This is a genomic window from Microbacterium sp. CIAB417, assembly GCF_022788845.1.
Genome location: NZ_JAHZUT010000001.1, coordinates 465,376 through 483,981 on the forward strand (window position 1 = coordinate 465,376; position 18,606 = coordinate 483,981).

Below are 18,606 nucleotides of genomic sequence, written 5' to 3' on the forward strand. Positions count from 1 at the left end.
CAGCGGTCAGGCGGCGAGCAGCCGCCGCAGATGATCGCCCACGACATCGGTCTCGATGAGGAAGCCGTCGTGGCCGAAGTCGCTCGAGATCACGACGGCAGCGTCGCCGTCGAGCGTGTTCGGGATGCTGCGGGCGATGCGGTGCTGTCCCTCCAGCGGGAAGAGCCGGTCGGTGTCGATGCCGAGGACGAGCGTCGTCGCCGTCACGGTGCGCAGGGCGTCCTCGATGCCGCCTCGGTCGCGGCCGACATCGTGCGAGTTCATCGCCTCGACGAGCGTGATGTAGCTGTTGGCGTCGAAACGACGCGTGAACTTGTTGCCGTGGAAGTCGAGATAGCTCTCCACCGCGAAGCGCCCGCCGTGTCCGAGTGGGGAGAGATCCGACTGCCAGGACCGCTGGAAACGGCTGTTCAGCTCGATCGGGGAGCGGTAGTTCAGCATCGCCATGCGGCGCGCGAGCGCGAGGCCGCGGTGCGGGCCCTCGCCGGTGGGCGCGTCGTAGTACTCGCCTCCCTCGAAGCGCGGATCCATCCGGATGGTCTCCAGCTGCAGCATGTTCGAGGCGATCTGGTCCGCCGTGCTCGCCGGGGGAGAGGCCAGCACTGCGAGGCGCCCGACGCGCTCGGGGTGCGTGACCGCCCACTCCAGCGCGTGCATGCCGCCCATGGAGCCGCCGACGACCGCGCCCCAGCGATCGATGCCGAGCGCATCGGCCAGCCTGACCTGTGCGGCGACCTGGTCGCGGACCGTGAGGTAGGGGAAGCGGGATGCCCACTCGTAGCCGTCCGGGGCGATGCTCGCGGGACCGGTGGACCCCTGGCATCCGCCGAGGATGTTGGGGGCGACGACGAACCAGCGGTCGGTGTCGATGGCGGCGCCGGGGCCGACGATGTCGCTCCACCAGCCCGCCGTGGCGTGACCGGGCACGGCATCGCCGCGCACGTGGCTGTCGCCGGTAAGAGCGTGGGTGATGAGGATCGCGTTGTCGCGCTCGGGACTCAGCTCACCCCAGGTCTCGTACGCGATCCGGATGCCGGGGAGCTCCTGGCCGCTCTCGGTGCGGAAGGCGCCGAACGCGGCGAACCGGCGCTCGCCGATCGGGTCGCCGTCGCGCCAGGCGCCGGTGACCGGCGGCCGGGCGCGCATCATGCTGGCCTGCGCCTCGGTCACGCGCCGCGAGGGCACGGTCTCCTCCGACGTCGTCTGCCAGTCCATGCCTCCATTCTCGCCCGGTTCCGGACACGGCGGCGGAAGGTTACGTCGACACGGATCTCGCAGAACAGCACGGATCTCGCACGGATCCCGCGGATTCCTGCGAGATCGGTGCGAATCCGCGCGACGCGTGCGCCGGCGATAGGGTGATCGCGTGCCGCCCGTTCCGATCGCCCACCTGCTGTTCGACGCCGACGGTGTGATCCAGGAGATCCCCGGCGGATGGTACGCCGCCATGGAGCCGCATGTGGGCGATCGCTCCCGGGAGTTCCTGCACGCGACCTGGAAGGACGAGCGGCCGACGCTCGCGGGCATCGGCGACTACCGTCCGATGCTCGCAGCGACGCTGGAGGAGTACGGCGTCGCGGCACACGTCGACGACGTGCTCGCCGACGTCTGGTACCGGATCGATCCGCATCCGGAATCCCTCGCCCTGGTGGCGCGGCTGAGGGAGGCGGGGTACCGCGTGCACCTCGGGACCAACCAGGAGCCGTACCGCGCCGCGCACATGCAGACGGCGCTCGGGTACGCCGACCTCTTCGACACCTGCTTCTACTCGTGCGAGCTGAAGGCCGCCAAGCCGGATGCGGGCTTCTTCAGCGCCGTGGTGGCATCCTTGGCTGCGGAGCCGGAGAGCATCCTGTTCATCGATGACAGCGAGCGCAACGTCCTCGCCGCTCGAGAGGCGGGGATGCGCTCGGTCCACTGGCATCTGGATGCCGGTCACGCCGCTCTGCTCGAGGAACTCGCAGGCCACGGCGTCCGCGCACGCTGACGCGCCCGATGAGGCCGCACGCAGCGGATGCCCCGGACCGTGCGGCCCGGGGCATCCGTGTCCCTGAGGAGGAGGGTCAGGCGCGCGCGGCGTCGGAGACGCGGCGCGCGGCGGCGAGGGCCTGCTCGAGGTCCGCCTTCAGATCGTCGACGTTCTCCAGGCCCACCGAGAGGCGCACGAGACCCGGCGTGACGCCGGCGGTCAGCTGCTGCTCGGGGGTGAGCTGCGAGTGCGTGGTCGACGCCGGGTGGATCACGAGCGAGCGCACGTCGCCGATGTTGGCGAGGTGGCTGAACAGCGACAGGCTGTTGACGAACTCGCGGCCCGCCTCGACACCGCCCTTGAGCTCGAAGGAGAGCACGGCTCCGACCCCCTGGGGCAGGTACTCGTTGGCCTTGGCGTACCACGGAGACGTGGGAAGACCCGAGTAGTTGACGCTCGCGACGTCCGCGTGGTCGTCCAGCCACTCGGCGATCTCCTGCGCGTTCTGCACGTGGCGCTCGACGCGCAGCGACAGGGTCTCGATGCCCTGGATGAGCTGCCAGGCGCTCTGCGGAGAGATCGCCGAGCCGAGGTCGCGCAGCAGCTGCACGCGCGCCTTGATGATGTAGGCCAGCGAGTCGCCGACCGCCGTCGTGTAGCTGGCGCCGTGGTAGGAGGGGTCGGGCTCGGTGAGGCCGGGGAAGCGCTCGACGTTCTTCGACCACTCGAAGGTTCCGCCGTCGACGATGACTCCGCCGATCGTCGTGCCGTGACCGCCGAGGAACTTCGTCGCGGAGTGGATCACGATGTCGGCGCCGTGCTCGAACGGACGCAGCAGGTAGGGTGTCGCGATCGTGTTGTCCACGATCAGCGGGACGCCGGCGGTGTGCGCGACGTCGGAGACCGCGCGGATGTCGAGCACGTTGATCTTGGGGTTGCCCACGGTCTCGGCGAAGAACAGCTTCGTGTTCGGGCGGACGGCGCGACGCCACTCCTCGGCGTCGTCCTGGTTCTCGACGAAGGTCGTCTCGATGCCGAGCTTGGCGAGGGTGTACTTGAAGAGGTTGTACGTGCCGCCGTAGATCGAGCTCGAGGAGACGATGTGGTCGCCCGCCTCGGCGATGTTCAGCACGGCGAACGTGGAGGCGGCCTGACCACTGGAGAGGAGCAGGGCGCCGGTGCCTCCCTCGAGCGCCGCGACGCGCTGCTCGACGACGTCCTGCGTCGGGTTCTGGATGCGGGTGTAGATGTTCCCGAACTCCGCCAGGGCGAAAAGGTTCGCTGCGTGGTCCGCGTTGTCGAACACGTACGACGTGGTCTGGTAGATCGGCGTGGCACGGGCCTTGGTGACCGGATCCGGGGCGGCGCCCGAGTGGATCTGCTTGGTCTCGAAACGCCAGGACTCGGGTGCGGACATTGGTTCCCCCTGGAACTCTCGGATTCGGGTATGGCGGATGCCGTTTCAGAGACAGTACGGAAGCACGCGTCATGTCAACAACAGACGGGAAATGTGACGTAACACTCGCGCGCGCGGAAATCCGGTGGAAACGTCGTACGGTGGATGGCATGGTGACAAGGCGTGCAGTGGTGACCGGTGCGAGCTCGGGGATCGGGGAGGCGACTGTGCGCGCACTGCGCTCTCGCGGCTGGGACGTCGTCGGCGTCGCGCGCCGTGAGGACCGTCTCGCCGCCCTCGTGGCCGAGACCGGAGCCTCGGCGATCTCGTGCGACCTCACCGACGCCGCGGCGGTCGCCGCCCTCGTGTCCGAGCTCGAGTCCTCCGGACCCGTCCACGCGCTCGTGCAGGTCGCGGGCGGAGCGCGGGGCACCGACCGCGTCGAGGACGGTGCGATCGAGGACTGGCAGTGGATGTACGACGTCAACGTCCTCGCCACGCAGCGCCTCGTCGCCGGCATCCTTCCGCTGCTGCGCCGCGCGTCCGAGCAGGACGGCCACGCGGACACCGTGTTCGTGACGTCGACGGCCGCCCAGGTGGCGTACCCGGGCGGCGGGGGTTACAACGCGGCGAAGGCCGCCGAGGCGATGCTCGTGCGGGCTCTGCGCCAGGAGCTCAACGGCGAGCCGATCCGCGTCGTCGAGATCGCGCCCGGCATGGTGCACACCGAGGAGTTCACGCTCAACCGGCTCGGTGGAGACAAGGTCGCCGCCGACGCCGTCTACTCCGGCGTCGAGGAGCCGCTGCGGGCCTCGGACGTCGCGGACGTCATCGCCTACGCGCTCGACGCCCCGAGGCACGTGAACCTCGACCTGGTCACGATGCGCCCCGTCGCGCAGTCCGCTCAGCACATCCTCGCGCGGGGCCCGCTGCGTCCTCGCACCGAGGACTGACGGATGCCGCAGCGATCGCTGTCCCAGCTCGCCGACGAGGGCCTGATCGATCCCGGCTGGGCGGACGCCCTCGCCCCGGTCGCGGACGTCATCGCGGGCCTGGGGGATCGGCTGCGCGCCGAGCAGGCCGCCGGCCGTGGGTACCTTCCCGCGGGTCACGACGTGCTGAGGGCGTTCCAGCGGCCGCTCGCCGACGTGCGCGTCCTCATCACCGGCCAGGACCCGTATCCGACCCCCGGTCATCCGATCGGGCTGTCGTTCGCGGTGGATCCCCTCGTGCGTCCGCTGCCGCGCAGCCTCGGAAACATCTACAAGGAACGCGAGTCCGATCTCGGCATTCCGCCGGCGCCGCACGGTGACCTCACGGCGTGGAGCGACCAGGGCGTACTGCTGCTGAACCGCGTGCTCACGGTGCGACCAGGCGCGCCGGCGTCGCACCGCGGCTGGGGCTGGGAGCAGGTCACCGAGCTCGCCATCCGGACGCTCGCTGCCCGTGACCGTCCGCTCGTGGCGGTGCTGTGGGGGCGGGATGCCGCGGGTCTGCGGCCGATGCTCGCCGACACCCCCGTGATCGCCTCGGCGCACCCGTCGCCGCTGTCGGCCAACAGAGGATTCTTCGGGTCCCGGCCGTTCTCGCGCGCGAACGCGCTGCTCGAGCAGCAGGGAGCCTCGGCGGTGGACTGGCGGGTCGCCGGAGAGCACGCCCTAAGCTGAGCGCATGCAGTTCGAACCCGGGGATCGGCGTCGCCGGCTCCCGCGGCATCTGCGGCAGCCGGAGCCCGAGCCGGACGTGTTCGCCTACACGATCCGGCCTGCGACCGCGCGCGACCTGCCCGACGTGCGCGAGATCTACAACCACTACGTCTCGAACTCGGTGGTGACGTTCGACGACAAAGGCAGCTCGCACCGGTACTGGCGGGAGAAGTTCGCCACCCTCTCGAAGCTCGGTCTGCCGTTCCTCGTCGCCGTCGCGCCGTCGGGGAACGTCATCGGCTACGCGCTGGTGTCGCCCTGGCAGGGCAAGAACTCGTATCGGTACACGGTGGAGGACTCGATCTATCTCGGCCCCGGCGCGGGCGGGAAAGGACTGGGGACCGCGCTGCTGCAGGCGCTGATCGACGCGTGCGAAGCCATCGGGCTGCGCGAGATCATGGCGGTCATCAGCGACAGCAGCGCCGAGGCGTCGATCCGGCTGCACCGGCGTCTCGGTTTCGTCGAGGTCGGTCGGATGGGCAGGGTCGGCTACAAGTTCGGCCGCTCCATCGGCTCGGTGTACCTGCAGCGCAAACTCAGGCCCCGGGGCCGCCGCTGGGGATCGCGCTCGCCGAGGTGACCGCGAACTTCACGCCTCATCGGGTCGCGGGATGACGGGGATCGCCGCGAGGAGCGCCTGCGTGTAGTCCTGACGCGGTCGCAGCAGCACCTCGTCGGTCGCGCCCTGCTCGACGACCTGCCCGTCCTTCATGACCACGACCGTGTCGCAGAGATTCTGAACGACGCCGATGTCGTGAGACACGAGCAGCAGCGTGAGCTGCTCGCTCAGGCGCAGCTCCGCGAGCAGCTGCAGGATCTGGGCGCGCACAGTGACGTCGAGTGCCGACATCGGCTCGTCGCCGACGAGGATCCGCGGGCGGTGCACGATCGCGCGCGCGAGCGCGATGCGCTGCCGTTGGCCGCCGGAGAACTCGTGCGGATACCGCTCCGCCATCTCCGGCTCCAGGCCCACCCGACTGAGGACGTCGTGGACGCGCGCGCGGTGGTCGCCCGGGACGCCGAGAGCGCGCAGCGGCTCGGCGATGATCCGTCCCGCGCTCATCCGAGGGTCGAGCGACGCGTAGGGATCCTGGAAGACCAGGCCCGTGAGCCGCCGGAGCCAGTGCAGCGATCGGGCGGAGGCGGCGGCATCCACCGCCCTGCCCTCGAGCTCGATCGATCCGCCGGAGGGCCGGTCGAGCCCGAGGAGGAGTCGGACCAGCGTGGACTTGCCGGATCCGGATTCGCCGATGATCCCGACGGCGGAGCCGGCCGCGACGTCCAGGTCCGTCGGATGCAGGGCCGTGGTCGTGCGCGAGCGCTCGAACATGCTCCTCTTCGGCACCGGGAACGAGCGGGACAGTCCGCGGGCCCGGATCAGCACATCGTCGCGTCCGCCGGTCATCGCGGTCCCCCGTCCGGCCGCCAGAGCGTCGCCGTCGCATCGCGAAGCAGACCCTGGGTGATAGGGGAGGACGGGGCGCTCAGCAGGGTCGCGACCGGGGCGGATTCCACGATCCTGCCGTGCTCGAGGACCACGCCGTGCGTGGCGACCTGGGCGAGCACCGCGAGATCATGGGTGATGAAGACGAGAGACATGCCCTCGTCCTCGACGAGCGACAGCAGCAGGTCCAGGATCTCGGCCTGGATCGTGACGTCGAGCGCCGTGGTGGGCTCGTCGGCGATGAGCAGCCGCGGTCGGCAGGCGAGGGCCATCGCGATCGCGACCCGCTGGCGCTGACCGCCCGAGAGCTGGTGCGGATAGCGGTTCACGATCGACGCGGGATCGGGCAGCCGGACTCTGGCCGCCTCCTCCACGGAGCGGGCGGCGGCCTCGCGGCGGGAGATCCCGGTGTGGATGCGCAACGACTCGGCGATCTGGCGTCCGACCGTGCGGATCGGGTTCAGCGCTGTGCGGGGCTCCTGGAAGACGATGCCGATGTCGTCGCCCCGGTAACCCGCCAGCTCCCGATCCGGCATGCCGATCAGCTCCGTGTCGCCCCACCGGATGCTGCCGTTCGCCGTCGCGCCGGAGGGGAGGAGTCCCAGGACGGCGAGTGCTGTCAGGGATTTGCCCGAACCGGATTCCCCGATCAGTCCGAGGCGCTCGCCGGGACCGACCCGGAAGGAGATCCCGTCGATCACTCGTCGGCCGTCGATCTCGACGACGAGGTCGGTGACCTCGAGAGCGGCGTGCGCGGGCGCGGTCATGCGACCACCTCCGGGGTGTGGACCTCGGCGGAGCGGTGCGCGAGGGTCGGATCGGTCGCCTCGCGCAGGCTGTCGCCGAGCAGGTTGAGCCCGAGCACCGTGAGGGTGATCGCGAGTCCAGGCCAGACCACGGACAGCGGATGCACGGCGATGTAGCGCTGGAGATCGGCGAGGAGGATGCCCCAGGACGGCTCGACGACGCTGGCGCCGAAGCCGAGGTAGCTGAGACCGGCTTCGGCCAGGACCGCGACGGCCATCGACCAGGACAACTGGACGATGAACACGGGGGCGACGTTCGGGAGGAGATGCTGCACGAGGTTCTGCGCCGGGGTGAGGCCGGAGGCCCGTCCGGCGAGCACGAAGTCGCTCTGCTGCACGCGGCGCAGCTCCGGCCTGGTCACCCGCGCGATGTTGACGCCGAAGCCGATGCCGACGGACCAGATCACGACCCAGAGCGACCCGCCCCACACGGACGAGATCATCATCGCGATGAGCAGGACGGGGAAGGCGATGAGGATGTCGACCAGCACCGCGACGGTCTCGCGCAGCCAGCGCGCCGTCAGCGCACCCAGCGCGGCCAGTGCGATGCCAACGACCGTCGCGACGATCGCCGCTCCCACGCTCACGAACACCGTCGTGCGCGCTCCGGCCATGATGAGGCTGAGGATGTCGCGGCCCGTCCCGTCGGTGCCGAGCAGGTGCGGCCAGCTCGGGGTCGCCCAGCGGTCGCGGAGATCTGTGGACAGCGGGTCGAACGGCGTCCAGAACAACGAGACCACGGCGGTGAGGGCGATCACCAGCGCGACGACGATGCCGAAGCGCCCGGTGCCCGAGCCCCACAGCGCGCGCAGCCAGCGCGGAGTCATGCGGTCTCCCTCTGCCGGGGATCGACGACGTGGTGGACGAGATCGACCACGAAGCCGATGACGAGCACGAAGCCGGTGAGGACGAGCAGTTCGCTCTGCACCTTGACGAGGTCGCGCGTGCCCACGTCCGCCACGAGCATCCGCCCGATGCCGGGGAGCGTGAACAGCTGCTCGATGACGACGGATCCGACGATGATCCCGGCGACCTGGAGTCCGAGCACGGTGATGATGGACAGGCCGACGGCCGGGATGCCGTGCTGGATGAGAGCGCGGTTCCGGCTGAGCCCCTTCGCGGCCGCGGTGCGGACGAAGTCCTGCCCCGCTGCCTGAAGCGTGGCGCTGCGGACGAATCGCAGCAGCATCGCCCCCTCGACGATCCCGATGGTCAGGGCGGGGAGGAGCAGCGCGCGCATCGCCTGCCACGGTTCCGACCACCCGTCACGGGGGAACCCCTGCGCCGGAAGCCACCCGAGCCACACTGCGAACACGACGATGAGCATCATGCCCGCCCAGACGACGGGGACGGCTGCGAGCGCCTGAGCTGCGACGCTCAGGCCGGTCCCGGCGGCTCGGCCGCGCAGCAGAGCGGACAGGATGCCGAACGGCACGGCGATCAGCAGGGCGATGACGAGCGACAGGATGCCGAGCGGCGCGGTCACCTGCGCCTTGAGCGCCAGCTCCTCGCCGACCGAAGCGCCGGAGAGCAGCGACGTGCCGAGGTCGCCACGGAGGATCCCGCCGATCCAGTCGAGGTACTGGGTGGGCAGAGGGCGGTTCAGCCCCAGGGACTCACGCAGCTGCTCGACCTGGGCCGGGCTCGCCTGGGTCCCGGCGATGAGCTGGGCGACGTCACCCGGGAAGACCCGCAGGGTGAGGAAGATGAGCACGCTCGACACGAGGAGCCCTGCGATCAGCAGGGCTCCTCGTGTGAGCGCGTATCTCAGCATCCGGAGATCAGTCGGCCGCGACCGTCACGCCGGAGAGGTTGATGCGGGAGTTGATCGAGTCCTCGGGGAAGCCCGAGACCCCGGCGGTCAGGGCCGTGATCGTCGCGCCGTTGTACAACCAGTCGGCCGCGTGATCCTCGGACACGATCCGGGCCGCCTCGGCGAGCAGCTCGGCGGACGCCTCCGGGTCGATCTCGGCGAGCGCCTCGGTGTAGAGCGACTGGACCTCCGGGTTGTCGTACCCGAAGTAGTAGGTCGGGTCTGCGAAGTTGCCGAAGTCGCGCGGTTCGACGTGCAGCACGAAACTCAGCTCGTAGTCCTTGTTGGTGTAGACGTCCTCGAGCCAGGTCGCGAACTCCACGGAGTCGACCTCGAGCGTGACGCCCACCTCGGCGAAGTCGCTGATGAGCACCTGGGGCACCGTGGTGCCGTAGAAGTTCGGGATGGTCAGCGTGAGCTCGAGGTCCTCCTGACCGGCCTCGGCGAGCAGGTCCCTGGCGCGCTCGGGATCGTACGGCGCGACATCCGCGAGGTCCTCGTAACCGGGGTCGAGCTCGGGGATCGGGCCGTAGAGCGTCTGCCCCGCACCGACGGCCTCGACGAGAGCCTCGTGGTCGATGGCCAGGCGCAGCGCCTCGCGGACCCTGACATCGTCCAGGGGAGCGGTGGCGTTGTTGAACGCCAGGGTCGCCTTGTCGGTCGTGCGCCCGGTGGTCAGCGTGAAGTCGCCGGAATCCTCGAGCTGAGGGGCGAGGTTCGGGTCGACAGCGGTGAGCACGTCCAGGCTGCCGTCCAGCGCCGCGTTCACTCCGGAGGTGAAGTCCGGGATGTACTCGAAGACGACCTCGGCGACGCCGGCGGCTTCTCCCCAATAGGCGTCGTTGCGGGCGAAGGTGATCGAGGACCCCTTGCTCCACCGTGTCAGGGTGAACGGCCCCGTGCCGTTCTCCGCCGTCTGCAGGTCCGTCGTGTCGCCGGAGCGGAACACCAGGCCCCCGGGCCCGGTGAGGGCGAACAGGAAGTTCTGGTTGGGTTCGGTCAATGTGATGACGACCGTGGCGGCATCCGGTGCCGTGATCGACGCCACCTGCGCGAAGTCGTCATGCCCCTGAAGGGTCTCGTCGGTGCGGACCGCTTCGTAGGAGGCGACCACGTCGGCGGAGGTGAGCGCCTCCCCGGTGTGGAACACGATGCCCTCGTTCAGCGTGAACGTGTAGGTCAGGCCGTCTTCGGACACCTCGTACTCGGAGGCCAGGCGCGGCTCGATCTCGTTGTCCTGTGTGCGCGTGACCAGGCCCTCGTAGATGTTGTCGATGAGGATCTGCTCGAGCGCCGCCCCCGATGTGCGACGGATGTCGAGGTTGGTCGGCTCCAGGACGAGACCGACGGTGAGCGTGGCGTCGGGATCGGGCTCCCCGACGGAGGTCTCGGTGGGCTCGGGGGCACCGGTGCACGCGCTCAGGACGATCGCTGCGGCGGCGAGGGCGGTGACGGCGGTGAGTCTCCGTCGGGTGCGGGTGAACATGAGTGCGGGTCCTCTCAGGCGGCAGTGCGGTGTGCCGGGTGGGTCGAGCCTAGGGTGGCGGCGGTACGGGATGGGGGAACGACGGAATGCGCGGTCACATTCCGTCGTTTACGCGGGATCGGATGAGGTCGGCGAGCACGTCGGGCGCGGTCTCCTGGACGTTGTGGGTGGCGTCGATCTCGACGAGATCGGCCCGGGGGAGACGTCGCCGGTAGTCGTCGGCGTCCGCGGACGTGACGTAGCCGCGCGTGGCGCGCACCAGCGTGAGGGGCGCCGACACGCCGGCCAGGTCGTCCCATCCGTCCGTGCTGAGGACCGCACCGGGGGCTGCGGATCCGCCCTGCGGCTCGGCGAACACCCGCGCGGCCAGGTGCGCGAAGTGATGCTTCCATTCCACGCGACCGTCTTCGCGGATGCGCGAGTTGAAGAACACCCCGCGTTCGGTGTCCTCGCGCGACCCGCCCAGTCCGAAGGCGAGCGCCCGTTCCACGAGCTCGTCGCGGTCGGCGAAATCCGAGACGCGGAAGAACTCGCGCAGGGCGGCTGGCCCCGAGGCATCGATGCCAGGTGTGATGTCGACGACGATCACATCCCGCACCAGCTCGGGGTGAGCGCTCGCGAGCGCGGCGGCGGTCAGGCCGCCGAGGGACTGACCCACCAGGACGACGGGCGCATGCGACCAGTGCGGGAGCGCCTCGGCGATGTCGGCGGCGAGGGTGCGCGCCGAGTAGTCGACGTCGTCGCGCCATGAGGAGTCGCCGTGGCCGGCGAGATCGATCGCCAGTGCGGGAACGCCGAGTCGCAGGATCGTGGTGTCCCAGGTGTGGGCGTTGAGACCGGCCCCGTGCAGGAGGACGACGCGGGGATCGCCGTCGCCGAACCGCAGAGCGCTGAGCGTGCGTCCGCCGGAGAGCGTGAACCCGATGCGCTCGGCGGCCGGCGGTCGGACGCCGATGGCCTCGGCCTGTGCGGGAAGATAGCGGAACTCGCTGATGTCGGTCGGCACGTCCATATTCTGCTCTGCACGACCGTCACGACGAAATGCCGGAGCGATATGACAAGCCTCCTCGGTCCTATGGTTGTCAAATTAGTGAACATGTGGCGAAGATGCGTGTCAGTCGGCATTCGAGTGCGGTCGGTGCGCTGCGACGGTTGCGCCGTAGGCTGGAGGCATGACCGAGACGCGCGTGCACCTGTCCAGGACCGAGCCGGCCGCCTACCAGGCGCTGGATGCCTTCTCCAAGACCGTCGGCGAGATCTGCGCCGCCAACGGCATCGACGATCGCCTCAAGGAGATCGTCATGATCCATTGCTCGCAGCTCAACGGCTGCGCGTACTGCACCCGCATTCACGTCGACCGCGCGCTCGCCGCGGGGCTGGACGCCGACGTGCTCACCCAGATCCCCACCTGGCGGGAGAGCGGCGTGTTCTCGGATCGCGAGTGCGCCGCGCTGGAGCTCGCGGAGGCGTTCACGTTCATCCACGAGGACGGGATTCCCGATGACGTCTACGACCGCGTCGGCGGGGTGTTCACCGAGAAGGAGTACGCCGCGCTGAGCTGGGCGTGCGTCTCGATCAACGCGTTCAACCGCATCGTCGTCGCGGGACGCTACCCCGTCCCGCCCCGCGGCGCCCAGGGGACCGCATGACCGTCCTCGTCGTCGACGGCGTCTGGAACGCCAGGGATGTCGGAGGGATGCCGGCGGACGGCGGCCGCATCGCCCCGGGCCGGCTGCTGAGGTCGGCGAACCTCTCCGGAGCGACTGAGCAGGGGGCGCGCACGCTGGCGGGTCTCGTCGACCACATCGTCGATCTCCGCGCGGACGACGAGGTCGCCGCGGACCCGTCGGCCGTGCGTGGTCCCGAGACCACGCATCTGCCTCTCTTCCTCGGTTCGGTGGCGTCCTTCTTCGAAGAGGACAGCAGCCTGGACGAGCTGTACCGTCACCTGCTGGAGCAGAGCGGGCCGCGGCTGGCGGAGGCGCTGCGCATCATCGCCCGCGGGCAGCGGACGCTCGTGCACTGCACGGTTGGCAAGGACCGGACCGGGGTGACGGTCGCCCTCGCCCTGGACGCGGTCGGCGCCGATCGCGAGGCGATCATCGCCGACTACGCGCTGACGGAGTCTCAGCTCCCCGCTGAACGCAACCGCCGCATCGCGGCATACCTGCGCTCCCAGCACCCCGACGCCCAGCATGTCGTGGCCCTGGCGACGCTGTCCCCGGCTCCCGTCATGCGTGCGCTGCTCGCATCGATCGACGAGCGATGGGGATCGACGGTGCAGTATCTCCGCGAGCAGGGGATGACGGAAGCCGAGCTGGCCCAGCTGCGGACCGCGCTCGTGACGCCGGATTTCGACGAAGGTTAGGCAACCCTTCATGCGGTGATACGATGGAGGAATCATGAGCACCGCTTCCGTCGAGTACCGGTCCGCACGCGCTGAGCGCCGTGCGGCTCGTCAGCGCTCCCACCACCTGGTGACGGCCGACGAGAACTCGCTCGCGGATCTCGAGATGTTCCTGGCCGCGCTGCCGCTGTGCGCGACGGGCCGGATCTTCATCGAAGTGGCTGACGAATCCGGCATCGGCAGGGTGCAGGCTCCGCCGCGGATGACCGTCACGTGGCTCGCGCGTTCTTCCCGTTCGGGTGCTCCCGGCACGGGGCGCGGCTGCACTCCCGGCATGGCGCTGTCCCGCGCGACCTGCGCATGGGCGGACGAGATGCTCTGCGAAGACGGCGCGGCGACGACCGTCACGCTGCTCGGCGGCTACCTCGGCACGGCCGACATCGTGGAGCACCTGACGGTCGCCCTGGACGTCCCGACCTCGTCGATCCACGCGCCGGAGCAGTTCGGGCTGCTTCCCTCCGACCGCTGAATCAGCGCCGCGACCGCGAGCGGGGCACGTAGTTGCCGTCCTCGAGGCCGGCCTCGATCTCGAAGCGGTTGCGCAGCGGGTCGCGTCCTGCGAACAGGTACAGCACGGGCATCAGGAACCCGTAGCGCAGCCACTGCGCCTTGTGCACGGCTTCGTGTCGGAGGATCGCGTCGTCCGGGGCGCGGTCACCGGTGAGGAAGCACCCGCCCGCGCAGACCCCGCCGCGGTTGAACGTCCAACGCGGCATCCCGCGGAACACCCAGAGCCCGTGACGGCGCTCGACGCGACCCGTGCTCCACAGCGAACCCCAGATCCAGCCGACGGCGGTGCCCCACCAGTATCCGAGGCGGCTGATCGGCGATCGCAGAAGGAACGCGGGGATGCGGCGGTCGAATCGACGACCGCGCTCCAAGACCTCCTGCGCCTGTGCGCGCCAGTCTGTCGCCGCCGTCACGCGACGGCTCCCACGAGGCGCAGGAGAGCGCCGAGGTCGTCGACAGCGTCCACCGGAGATCGCGGTGCGAAGCCGGCGATCGTGGCGCCGGCGAGCGGCACGCGTTCCCGCAGACGCCGCAGGGCAGCGCTCAGCGGGGCAGCGCCGACGCCGAACGGCGCGGGGCTGGAGACCCCGGCGATCTCCGAGGGGTCCAACACGTCGACGTCGATGTGCACCCACACCCGGGTGGCTCCCGTCGCGGCGATCGCGTCGGCGAGCGCGTCGGGGTCGTCGAGCGCGTCGGCGGAGAGGCCGGTGAGGCGGCCGAGCGGTTCCTCCTCGCCCTCGTCGACGGCGCGCGCACCGAGCACGACGACGCGATCCGCGGGGATTCCGGGAGACAGCGCCAGCCGGGGTTCGCCCTCACCCAGCACGGCGCGCAGCGCCATGCCGGAGAACGCGCCGGACGGGGACGAATCGGGGGTGTGCAGATCGGGGTGGGCGTCGCACCACAGCACGGCGAGGTCGTCGGTGCCCTCGGGCAGGGCGTCCAGCGCGGCGACGGTGATGCTGCAGTCGCCGCCGATCAGCACGGCGCCCGGGACGAGATGATCGCGGACGAGCTGACGCACGCGCTGCAGGGCGCTGAGCCGATGCACGCCGGTCCCGAGGGACTCGCCCGCCTCGAGCGGGACGTCGAGGACCGTGGTGGCGGCCCGGGGCAGATCTCCCGCGATCGCGGCCGCCCCGTCGGTGAGGAGCATCGCTCGTGCAGCCGGGGAGCCCTGCCACTGCGGGACGACGAGGAAGTGGGCCATGACGACCTCCGTGAACCAGAGAACGGATGCCCCGGGATCCGGGTCCCGGGGCATCCGCGCGAAATCAGGACTCGAGCTGTCCCTGGGGGCCGCCGGCCTTGAGCTCGGCCAGCCGGGCCTCGACCTCGGTGAGCTCACCGAGGTCGTCCAGGCTCTCGAACTGGGCGTCGAGGCTGGACGCGGCCAGCTCGATCTTGCCCTGCGCGAGCGCCTCCTGGCGGCGCACCTTGTCCTCGAAGCGGCCCAGCTCGCTGGTCGGGTCGAGGACGTTGATCGACGAGACCGCGTCCTGCACCTTGGTCTGCGCCTCGGCGACCTTGGCGCGGGCGAGCAGTTCGCTGCGCTTCGCCTTGAGCTGCTCGAGCTTCTCCTTCATGCCGTTCAGGCCGCTCTTCAGCTTCTCGACGATCTCGGTCTGCGACGCGATCGTCGGCTCGGCCGCCTTGGCGTCGCGCTCCTCGCCGATCTGGCGCTGCAGGGCGATCTTGGCGAGGCTGTCGAACTTGTCGGCGTCCGCCGTGCTGCCCGCCGCGCGCAGCTCGTCGGCCTTACGGCTGGCGGCCAGCGCCTTGTTGCCCCAGTCCTTGGCGGCCTGGAGGTCTTCCTCGTGATCGCGCTCGAGCAGGCGGAGGTTGCCGATCGTCTCCGCGATCGCCGCCTCGGCGTCCGCGATGCTGTTGGTGTAGTCGCGCACGAGCTGATCGATCATCTTCTGCGGGTCCTCGGCGGAGTCGAGGAGCGCGTTGATGTTGGCCCGGACGAGCGTCGAGATGCGCCCGAAGATGGACTGCTTGGCCATGGTGTTTCCTTTCGGTTGGAACGGTGTCTGGAAGGTTCAGGTCTGCGGATTCTGCGGATGCCGGGTCAGAAGCGACCGCCTCGGGATCGTCCGCCGCGCGAGCCTCCGCGCGATCCGCCGCCGAAGCTGGACGGACGGTGCCCGCGGCTGCTGCTGCCGCCGCTGGAGCGCCAGCTGCTCCCGCCGCTCCAGGAGCCGCCTCCGCCGCCTCCGCCACCGCCGGCGAAGAGCCCGCCGAGGATGCCGCCGAGAATGTCTCCCGCCAGCCCGCTGTCGGTGCCGTAACCGCGCCCGGGCGTCCCGTAGCCGGTGCCGAACGGCCCGCTCGGGCTCCAGGACTGCACCTCGCTCTCGGCCGTGGAGATCGCCTCCGAGGCCAGATGGTAGGCGCGTGTGGCGCGTTCGACGGCGCGTGCGGGATCCGAGGCGCGGACGGCGACCGCCTCGCGGTACGCCGCATCCGCCTCGGCGAGTCGGGTGCGTGCGGTGGGACCGATGGCACCGCGACGGGTTGCGAGGTAGTCGTTCGCCGCGGCGAGCTGGGACTGCGCCTGCAGCAGGCGCTGGCTCAGCGCGCGCTCGGTGCGCTGGGCCTGCTCCGCGGCATCCCGCACCTGCGCCAGCGCGGTGTCGATCTCGGTGTTGACCGCGGTGAGCGTGTCGACGAGGCGCTGCGGATCCCGGCCGGTCCCGGTGAGGGCCGCGGCGGACTCCGTCACGCGGGTCCGTGTGCCGGCGACGAGCGGCGCCAGCGCCCCGTGCGGGTCCGGCGCCTGCGCGGCGGCGGCGAGGTCGGCCTCGAGATCCGCGATGAGCGCCTTGGCCTGATCCTCGATCGAAGCGAGGCCCGAACCGAGGGTGTTCACCGCTGTTGCGAGCTGCTCGGCTTGGATGATCGCCTGCTCGGCGGTGCGGATCGAGAACGCGGCCTCACCGCGCTTGCCGGCCGTGAGGTGCCCGCGGGCCTCTGCGATCTCGGCGTCCGCGAGTGCGAGGCGCTCCGCGGCCTGGACGGGGTTGTCCGCCACCGTGCTGAGCGCCGCTTCCGCGTAGGTGCTTCGCAGGGTCGTCAGCGCCGCGGGCAGTGCGGTCACGGCATCCTGCACCTGTGCCCGCCGGACCTCGACGCGCTGCAGGGCGGCGGGTGCGTCCGCCTCGAGCTTGCGGAGCTCCTCGAAGGCTTCGATGTTGTCGTCGAGCAGCTCGTCGGCCGCCGTGCACAGCTCGATGATCTGGATGTGCCAGGCGCGGCGCTGCTCGACCGAGTCCTCGATCTCGTCATCGAGCTGTTGCTTGAGCGCGAACGCCTCGGCGACCCTCGCCTTCGCGCTCTCCACCACCTGGGTGAACGGCGCGATGGAGTCCTCGCCGAACTGGGCGGCGGCGAAGCCGAGCTCCTCTCGGCTTGCCGTGATGGCGTCGTCGGCGGCCACCAGCGCACTGCCGGCCTGACGCTCCAGGTCGGCGTCGCTGATGCTCGAGTACGGGTCGTCCGGGTCGGCCACAGCGGGCTGCGCACCGCGCGCCTTCTTCCGCGCGCGGACGACCAGCCAGACGATGAGCGCGGCGACGGCGGCCACGAGAAGGACGATCAGGAAGACCCAGCCGGCGTTCGACGGGCCGGGGAAGGCGTCGGCGGCGGCGACGATCGCACCGTCCCAGTCGTCGTCGCGCAGCCGGTCCTCGACCGCCTGCGCGACCGCGTCGATCTCGCTGTCGCTGAGCGGTCCCGCGTCATCGACCGAGAGGGCGTACTGGCGGGACTCGGTGGCGATGGCGAGCAGGTACTGGTCCGCGGCGAGTCCGTTGTCGACCGCCGTGTCGTTCGCCCAGCCCACGCTGTCCGACGGATCGGTGAACTCGTCGACGATGACGACGTAGAGGTCGCCGCCTGCGGCTTGACTCAGCGTGTCGAGACGCGCGTTAGCGGCCTCCAGCTCCGAGGGACTCAGCACTCCGGCGTCATCCGTGACGAACCCGGGATCCAGCGTGACAGGCGGCGTGGCCAGGGCGCTCGACGCGACGGAACCGGACAGCAGGACCGCCCCGATCGCCCCCAGGACGATCGTCATCCGAGACCGCATTCTGCTCCCTCCGCGGAGACCCCGGCCCCCGTCGAGCACGAGTCTATTCACTGTGGTGGGCCGAGGATAGCGACTGTAGGGAATCATTCTGTGTCGTCGCCGGGAACGCTCCGAGCGACGCATACCCTGGAAGGCATGGACGACAGGTACGGCTCCGATGTGCTCGCGGCGGGATGGCGGGAGCGGTCGGCGAAGAAGGTGCCGCAGGTTCCGGCCGAGATCGATCTCGTCGTCGAGGTCGCGGAAGACGGGTTCTGCGGAGCCGTCACGGCCGTCCGCAGCGGAACCGTCGAACTCGAGGACTTTCGCGGCCGCCGGCGTCTCTTCCCGCTCGGCGGTGGGTTCCTGATCGACGGCGAACCCGTGAAGCTGGTGCCGCCGGCTCCGAAGGAGAATGGGCCGCGACGCACGGCCTCCGGATCGTTCGCCGTGGCCGATCAGCGTGCGCGCATCGCCCTGCCCAGCCGCATCCTCGTCGAGGGGCGGCACGATGCTGAACTCGTGGAGAAGGTCTGGGGTGCGGATCTGCGGGTGGAGGGCGTGGTCGTCGAGTATCTGCAGGGCGTCGACCTGCTGGACGACCTGCTCGCAGCCGAACCGCCCAGCGCGAAGCGGCGCTACGGCGTGCTCGTCGACCATCTGGTGCCCGGGTCGAAGGAATCCCGCATCGCGGAGGCCGTCGCGCGCGGTCCGCACGGTCGGCACGTGCGCATCGTGGGACACCCCTACGTCGACGTGTGGCAGTGCGTGAAGCCCGAGGCGCTCGGAATCGCGCGGTGGCCCGAGATCCCCCGCGGCGTCGAGTGGAAGGTCGGCATCTGCCGGGCGTTCGGCTGGCCGCACGAGGACCAGGCCGACATCGCGCGCGCCTGGCAGGCGATCCTGAGCAAGGTGACCACGTACCGCGACCTCGAGCCGTCGCTGCTCGGGCGGGTGGAGGAGCTCATCGACTTCGTCACCGCTCCGTGAGCGG

20 protein-coding genes are annotated in these 18,606 nt (G+C 70.4%); 8 read left to right on the forward strand and 12 right to left on the reverse strand.

The features are described 5' to 3' along the window. Positions 1-6: 6 nt before the first annotated feature. Positions 7-1,215: a homoserine O-acetyltransferase gene (locus KYX17_RS02265; RefSeq protein WP_243224914.1), complete on the reverse strand. Its 1,209-nt coding sequence runs from the start codon at positions 1,213-1,215 to the stop codon at positions 7-9. Positions 1,216-1,366: 151 nt separating this feature from the next. Between KYX17_RS02265 and KYX17_RS02270 the strand changes: the two genes are divergently transcribed. Then, a complete protein-coding gene (locus KYX17_RS02270) occupies positions 1,367-1,987 on the forward strand; it encodes an HAD family hydrolase (protein WP_243224915.1) in 621 nt (206 codons plus the stop codon). A 76-nt stretch (positions 1,988-2,063) separates the two neighbouring features. Here KYX17_RS02270 and KYX17_RS02275 read toward each other — a convergent pair whose 3' ends face one another. Continuing rightward, a complete protein-coding gene (locus tag KYX17_RS02275) occupies positions 2,064-3,386 on the reverse strand; it encodes a bifunctional o-acetylhomoserine/o-acetylserine sulfhydrylase (protein ID WP_243224916.1) in 1,323 nt (440 codons plus the stop codon). Between the two features lie 149 nt (positions 3,387-3,535). Between KYX17_RS02275 and KYX17_RS02280 the strand changes: the two genes are divergently transcribed. Genes KYX17_RS02280 through KYX17_RS02290 form a run of 3 tightly spaced genes read left to right on the forward strand, consistent with a single transcriptional unit; the run spans position 3,536 to position 5,651 of the window. Beyond that, positions 3,536-4,318, forward strand: coding sequence for an SDR family oxidoreductase (locus tag KYX17_RS02280; RefSeq protein WP_243224917.1), 783 nt, complete (start codon positions 3,536-3,538; stop codon positions 4,316-4,318). A gap of 3 nt (positions 4,319-4,321) precedes the next feature. Then, positions 4,322-5,032, forward strand: a complete 711-nt coding sequence (locus KYX17_RS02285; protein WP_243224918.1) for a uracil-DNA glycosylase — start codon at positions 4,322-4,324, stop codon at positions 5,030-5,032. Between the two features lie 4 nt (positions 5,033-5,036). Then, positions 5,037-5,651: a GNAT family N-acetyltransferase gene (locus tag KYX17_RS02290; protein WP_243224919.1), complete on the forward strand. Its 615-nt coding sequence runs from the start codon at positions 5,037-5,039 to the stop codon at positions 5,649-5,651. A gap of 9 nt (positions 5,652-5,660) precedes the next feature. Here KYX17_RS02290 and KYX17_RS02295 read toward each other — a convergent pair whose 3' ends face one another. The 6 genes from KYX17_RS02295 to KYX17_RS02320 form a co-directional block, all read right to left on the reverse strand. After that, the gene (locus KYX17_RS02295; RefSeq protein ID WP_243224920.1) at positions 5,661-6,476 is read right to left on the reverse strand and encodes an ABC transporter ATP-binding protein; all 816 of its coding nucleotides are present in this window, start codon (positions 6,474-6,476) and stop codon (positions 5,661-5,663) included. After that, on the reverse strand, positions 6,473-7,282 hold the full coding sequence (locus tag KYX17_RS02300; protein WP_243224921.1) for an ABC transporter ATP-binding protein: 810 nt from the start codon (positions 7,280-7,282) through the stop codon (positions 6,473-6,475). The genes KYX17_RS02295 and KYX17_RS02300 overlap by 4 nt, the downstream gene beginning before the upstream one ends. Beyond that, positions 7,279-8,148, reverse strand: a complete 870-nt coding sequence (locus KYX17_RS02305) for an ABC transporter permease (protein WP_243224922.1) — start codon at positions 8,146-8,148, stop codon at positions 7,279-7,281. Before KYX17_RS02305 ends, KYX17_RS02300 begins: the two co-directional genes overlap by 4 nt. Next, positions 8,145-9,095 carry an ABC transporter permease gene (locus KYX17_RS02310; protein WP_243224923.1) on the reverse strand — a complete coding sequence of 317 codons (951 nt, stop codon included), beginning with the start codon at positions 9,093-9,095 and terminating at the stop codon, positions 8,145-8,147. Before KYX17_RS02310 ends, KYX17_RS02305 begins: the two co-directional genes overlap by 4 nt. Positions 9,096-9,102: 7 nt before the next feature. Further along, a complete protein-coding gene (locus KYX17_RS02315) occupies positions 9,103-10,620 on the reverse strand; it encodes an ABC transporter substrate-binding protein (protein WP_243224924.1) in 1,518 nt (505 codons plus the stop codon). 94 nt (positions 10,621-10,714) lie between these two features. Further along, positions 10,715-11,632, reverse strand: coding sequence for an alpha/beta fold hydrolase (locus KYX17_RS02320; protein WP_243224925.1), 918 nt, complete (start codon positions 11,630-11,632; stop codon positions 10,715-10,717). A gap of 160 nt (positions 11,633-11,792) precedes the next feature. Between KYX17_RS02320 and KYX17_RS02325 the strand changes: the two genes are divergently transcribed. The 3 genes from KYX17_RS02325 to KYX17_RS02335 are packed head-to-tail and all read left to right on the forward strand — an operon-like array spanning position 11,793 to position 13,496. Continuing rightward, positions 11,793-12,269 (forward strand): carboxymuconolactone decarboxylase family protein, encoded by a 477-nt coding sequence (locus tag KYX17_RS02325; RefSeq protein ID WP_243224926.1) that lies wholly within the window; start codon positions 11,793-11,795, stop codon positions 12,267-12,269. Then, positions 12,266-12,988 carry a tyrosine-protein phosphatase gene (locus tag KYX17_RS02330; RefSeq protein ID WP_243224927.1) on the forward strand — a complete coding sequence of 241 codons (723 nt, stop codon included), beginning with the start codon at positions 12,266-12,268 and terminating at the stop codon, positions 12,986-12,988. Before KYX17_RS02325 ends, KYX17_RS02330 begins: the two co-directional genes overlap by 4 nt. A gap of 34 nt (positions 12,989-13,022) precedes the next feature. Continuing rightward, positions 13,023-13,496 carry an SIP domain-containing protein gene (locus tag KYX17_RS02335; protein WP_243224928.1) on the forward strand — a complete coding sequence of 158 codons (474 nt, stop codon included), beginning with the start codon at positions 13,023-13,025 and terminating at the stop codon, positions 13,494-13,496. A 1-nt stretch (position 13,497) separates the two neighbouring features. Here KYX17_RS02335 and KYX17_RS02340 read toward each other — a convergent pair whose 3' ends face one another. The 4 genes from KYX17_RS02340 to KYX17_RS02355 all read right to left on the reverse strand — a co-directional run bounded on the left by KYX17_RS02340 (position 13,498) and on the right by KYX17_RS02355 (position 17,621). Beyond that, positions 13,498-13,950 carry a Fe-S oxidoreductase gene (locus KYX17_RS02340; protein ID WP_243224929.1) on the reverse strand — a complete coding sequence of 151 codons (453 nt, stop codon included), beginning with the start codon at positions 13,948-13,950 and terminating at the stop codon, positions 13,498-13,500. Then, positions 13,947-14,750, reverse strand: a complete 804-nt coding sequence (locus KYX17_RS02345) for an arginase family protein (RefSeq protein ID WP_243224930.1) — start codon at positions 14,748-14,750, stop codon at positions 13,947-13,949. The genes KYX17_RS02340 and KYX17_RS02345 overlap by 4 nt, the downstream gene beginning before the upstream one ends. Positions 14,751-14,814: 64 nt before the next feature. Further along, on the reverse strand, positions 14,815-15,549 hold the full coding sequence (locus KYX17_RS02350; RefSeq protein ID WP_243224931.1) for a PspA/IM30 family protein: 735 nt from the start codon (positions 15,547-15,549) through the stop codon (positions 14,815-14,817). A 65-nt stretch (positions 15,550-15,614) separates the two neighbouring features. Then, positions 15,615-17,621, reverse strand: coding sequence for a TPM domain-containing protein (locus KYX17_RS02355; protein ID WP_243224932.1), 2,007 nt, complete (start codon positions 17,619-17,621; stop codon positions 15,615-15,617). Between the two features lie 147 nt (positions 17,622-17,768). Here KYX17_RS02355 and KYX17_RS02360 point away from each other — a divergent pair, with 147 nt between their 5' ends. Further along, positions 17,769-18,602 (forward strand): DUF3097 domain-containing protein, encoded by an 834-nt coding sequence (locus KYX17_RS02360; RefSeq protein ID WP_243224933.1) that lies wholly within the window; start codon positions 17,769-17,771, stop codon positions 18,600-18,602. Positions 18,603-18,606 lie beyond the last annotated feature (4 nt).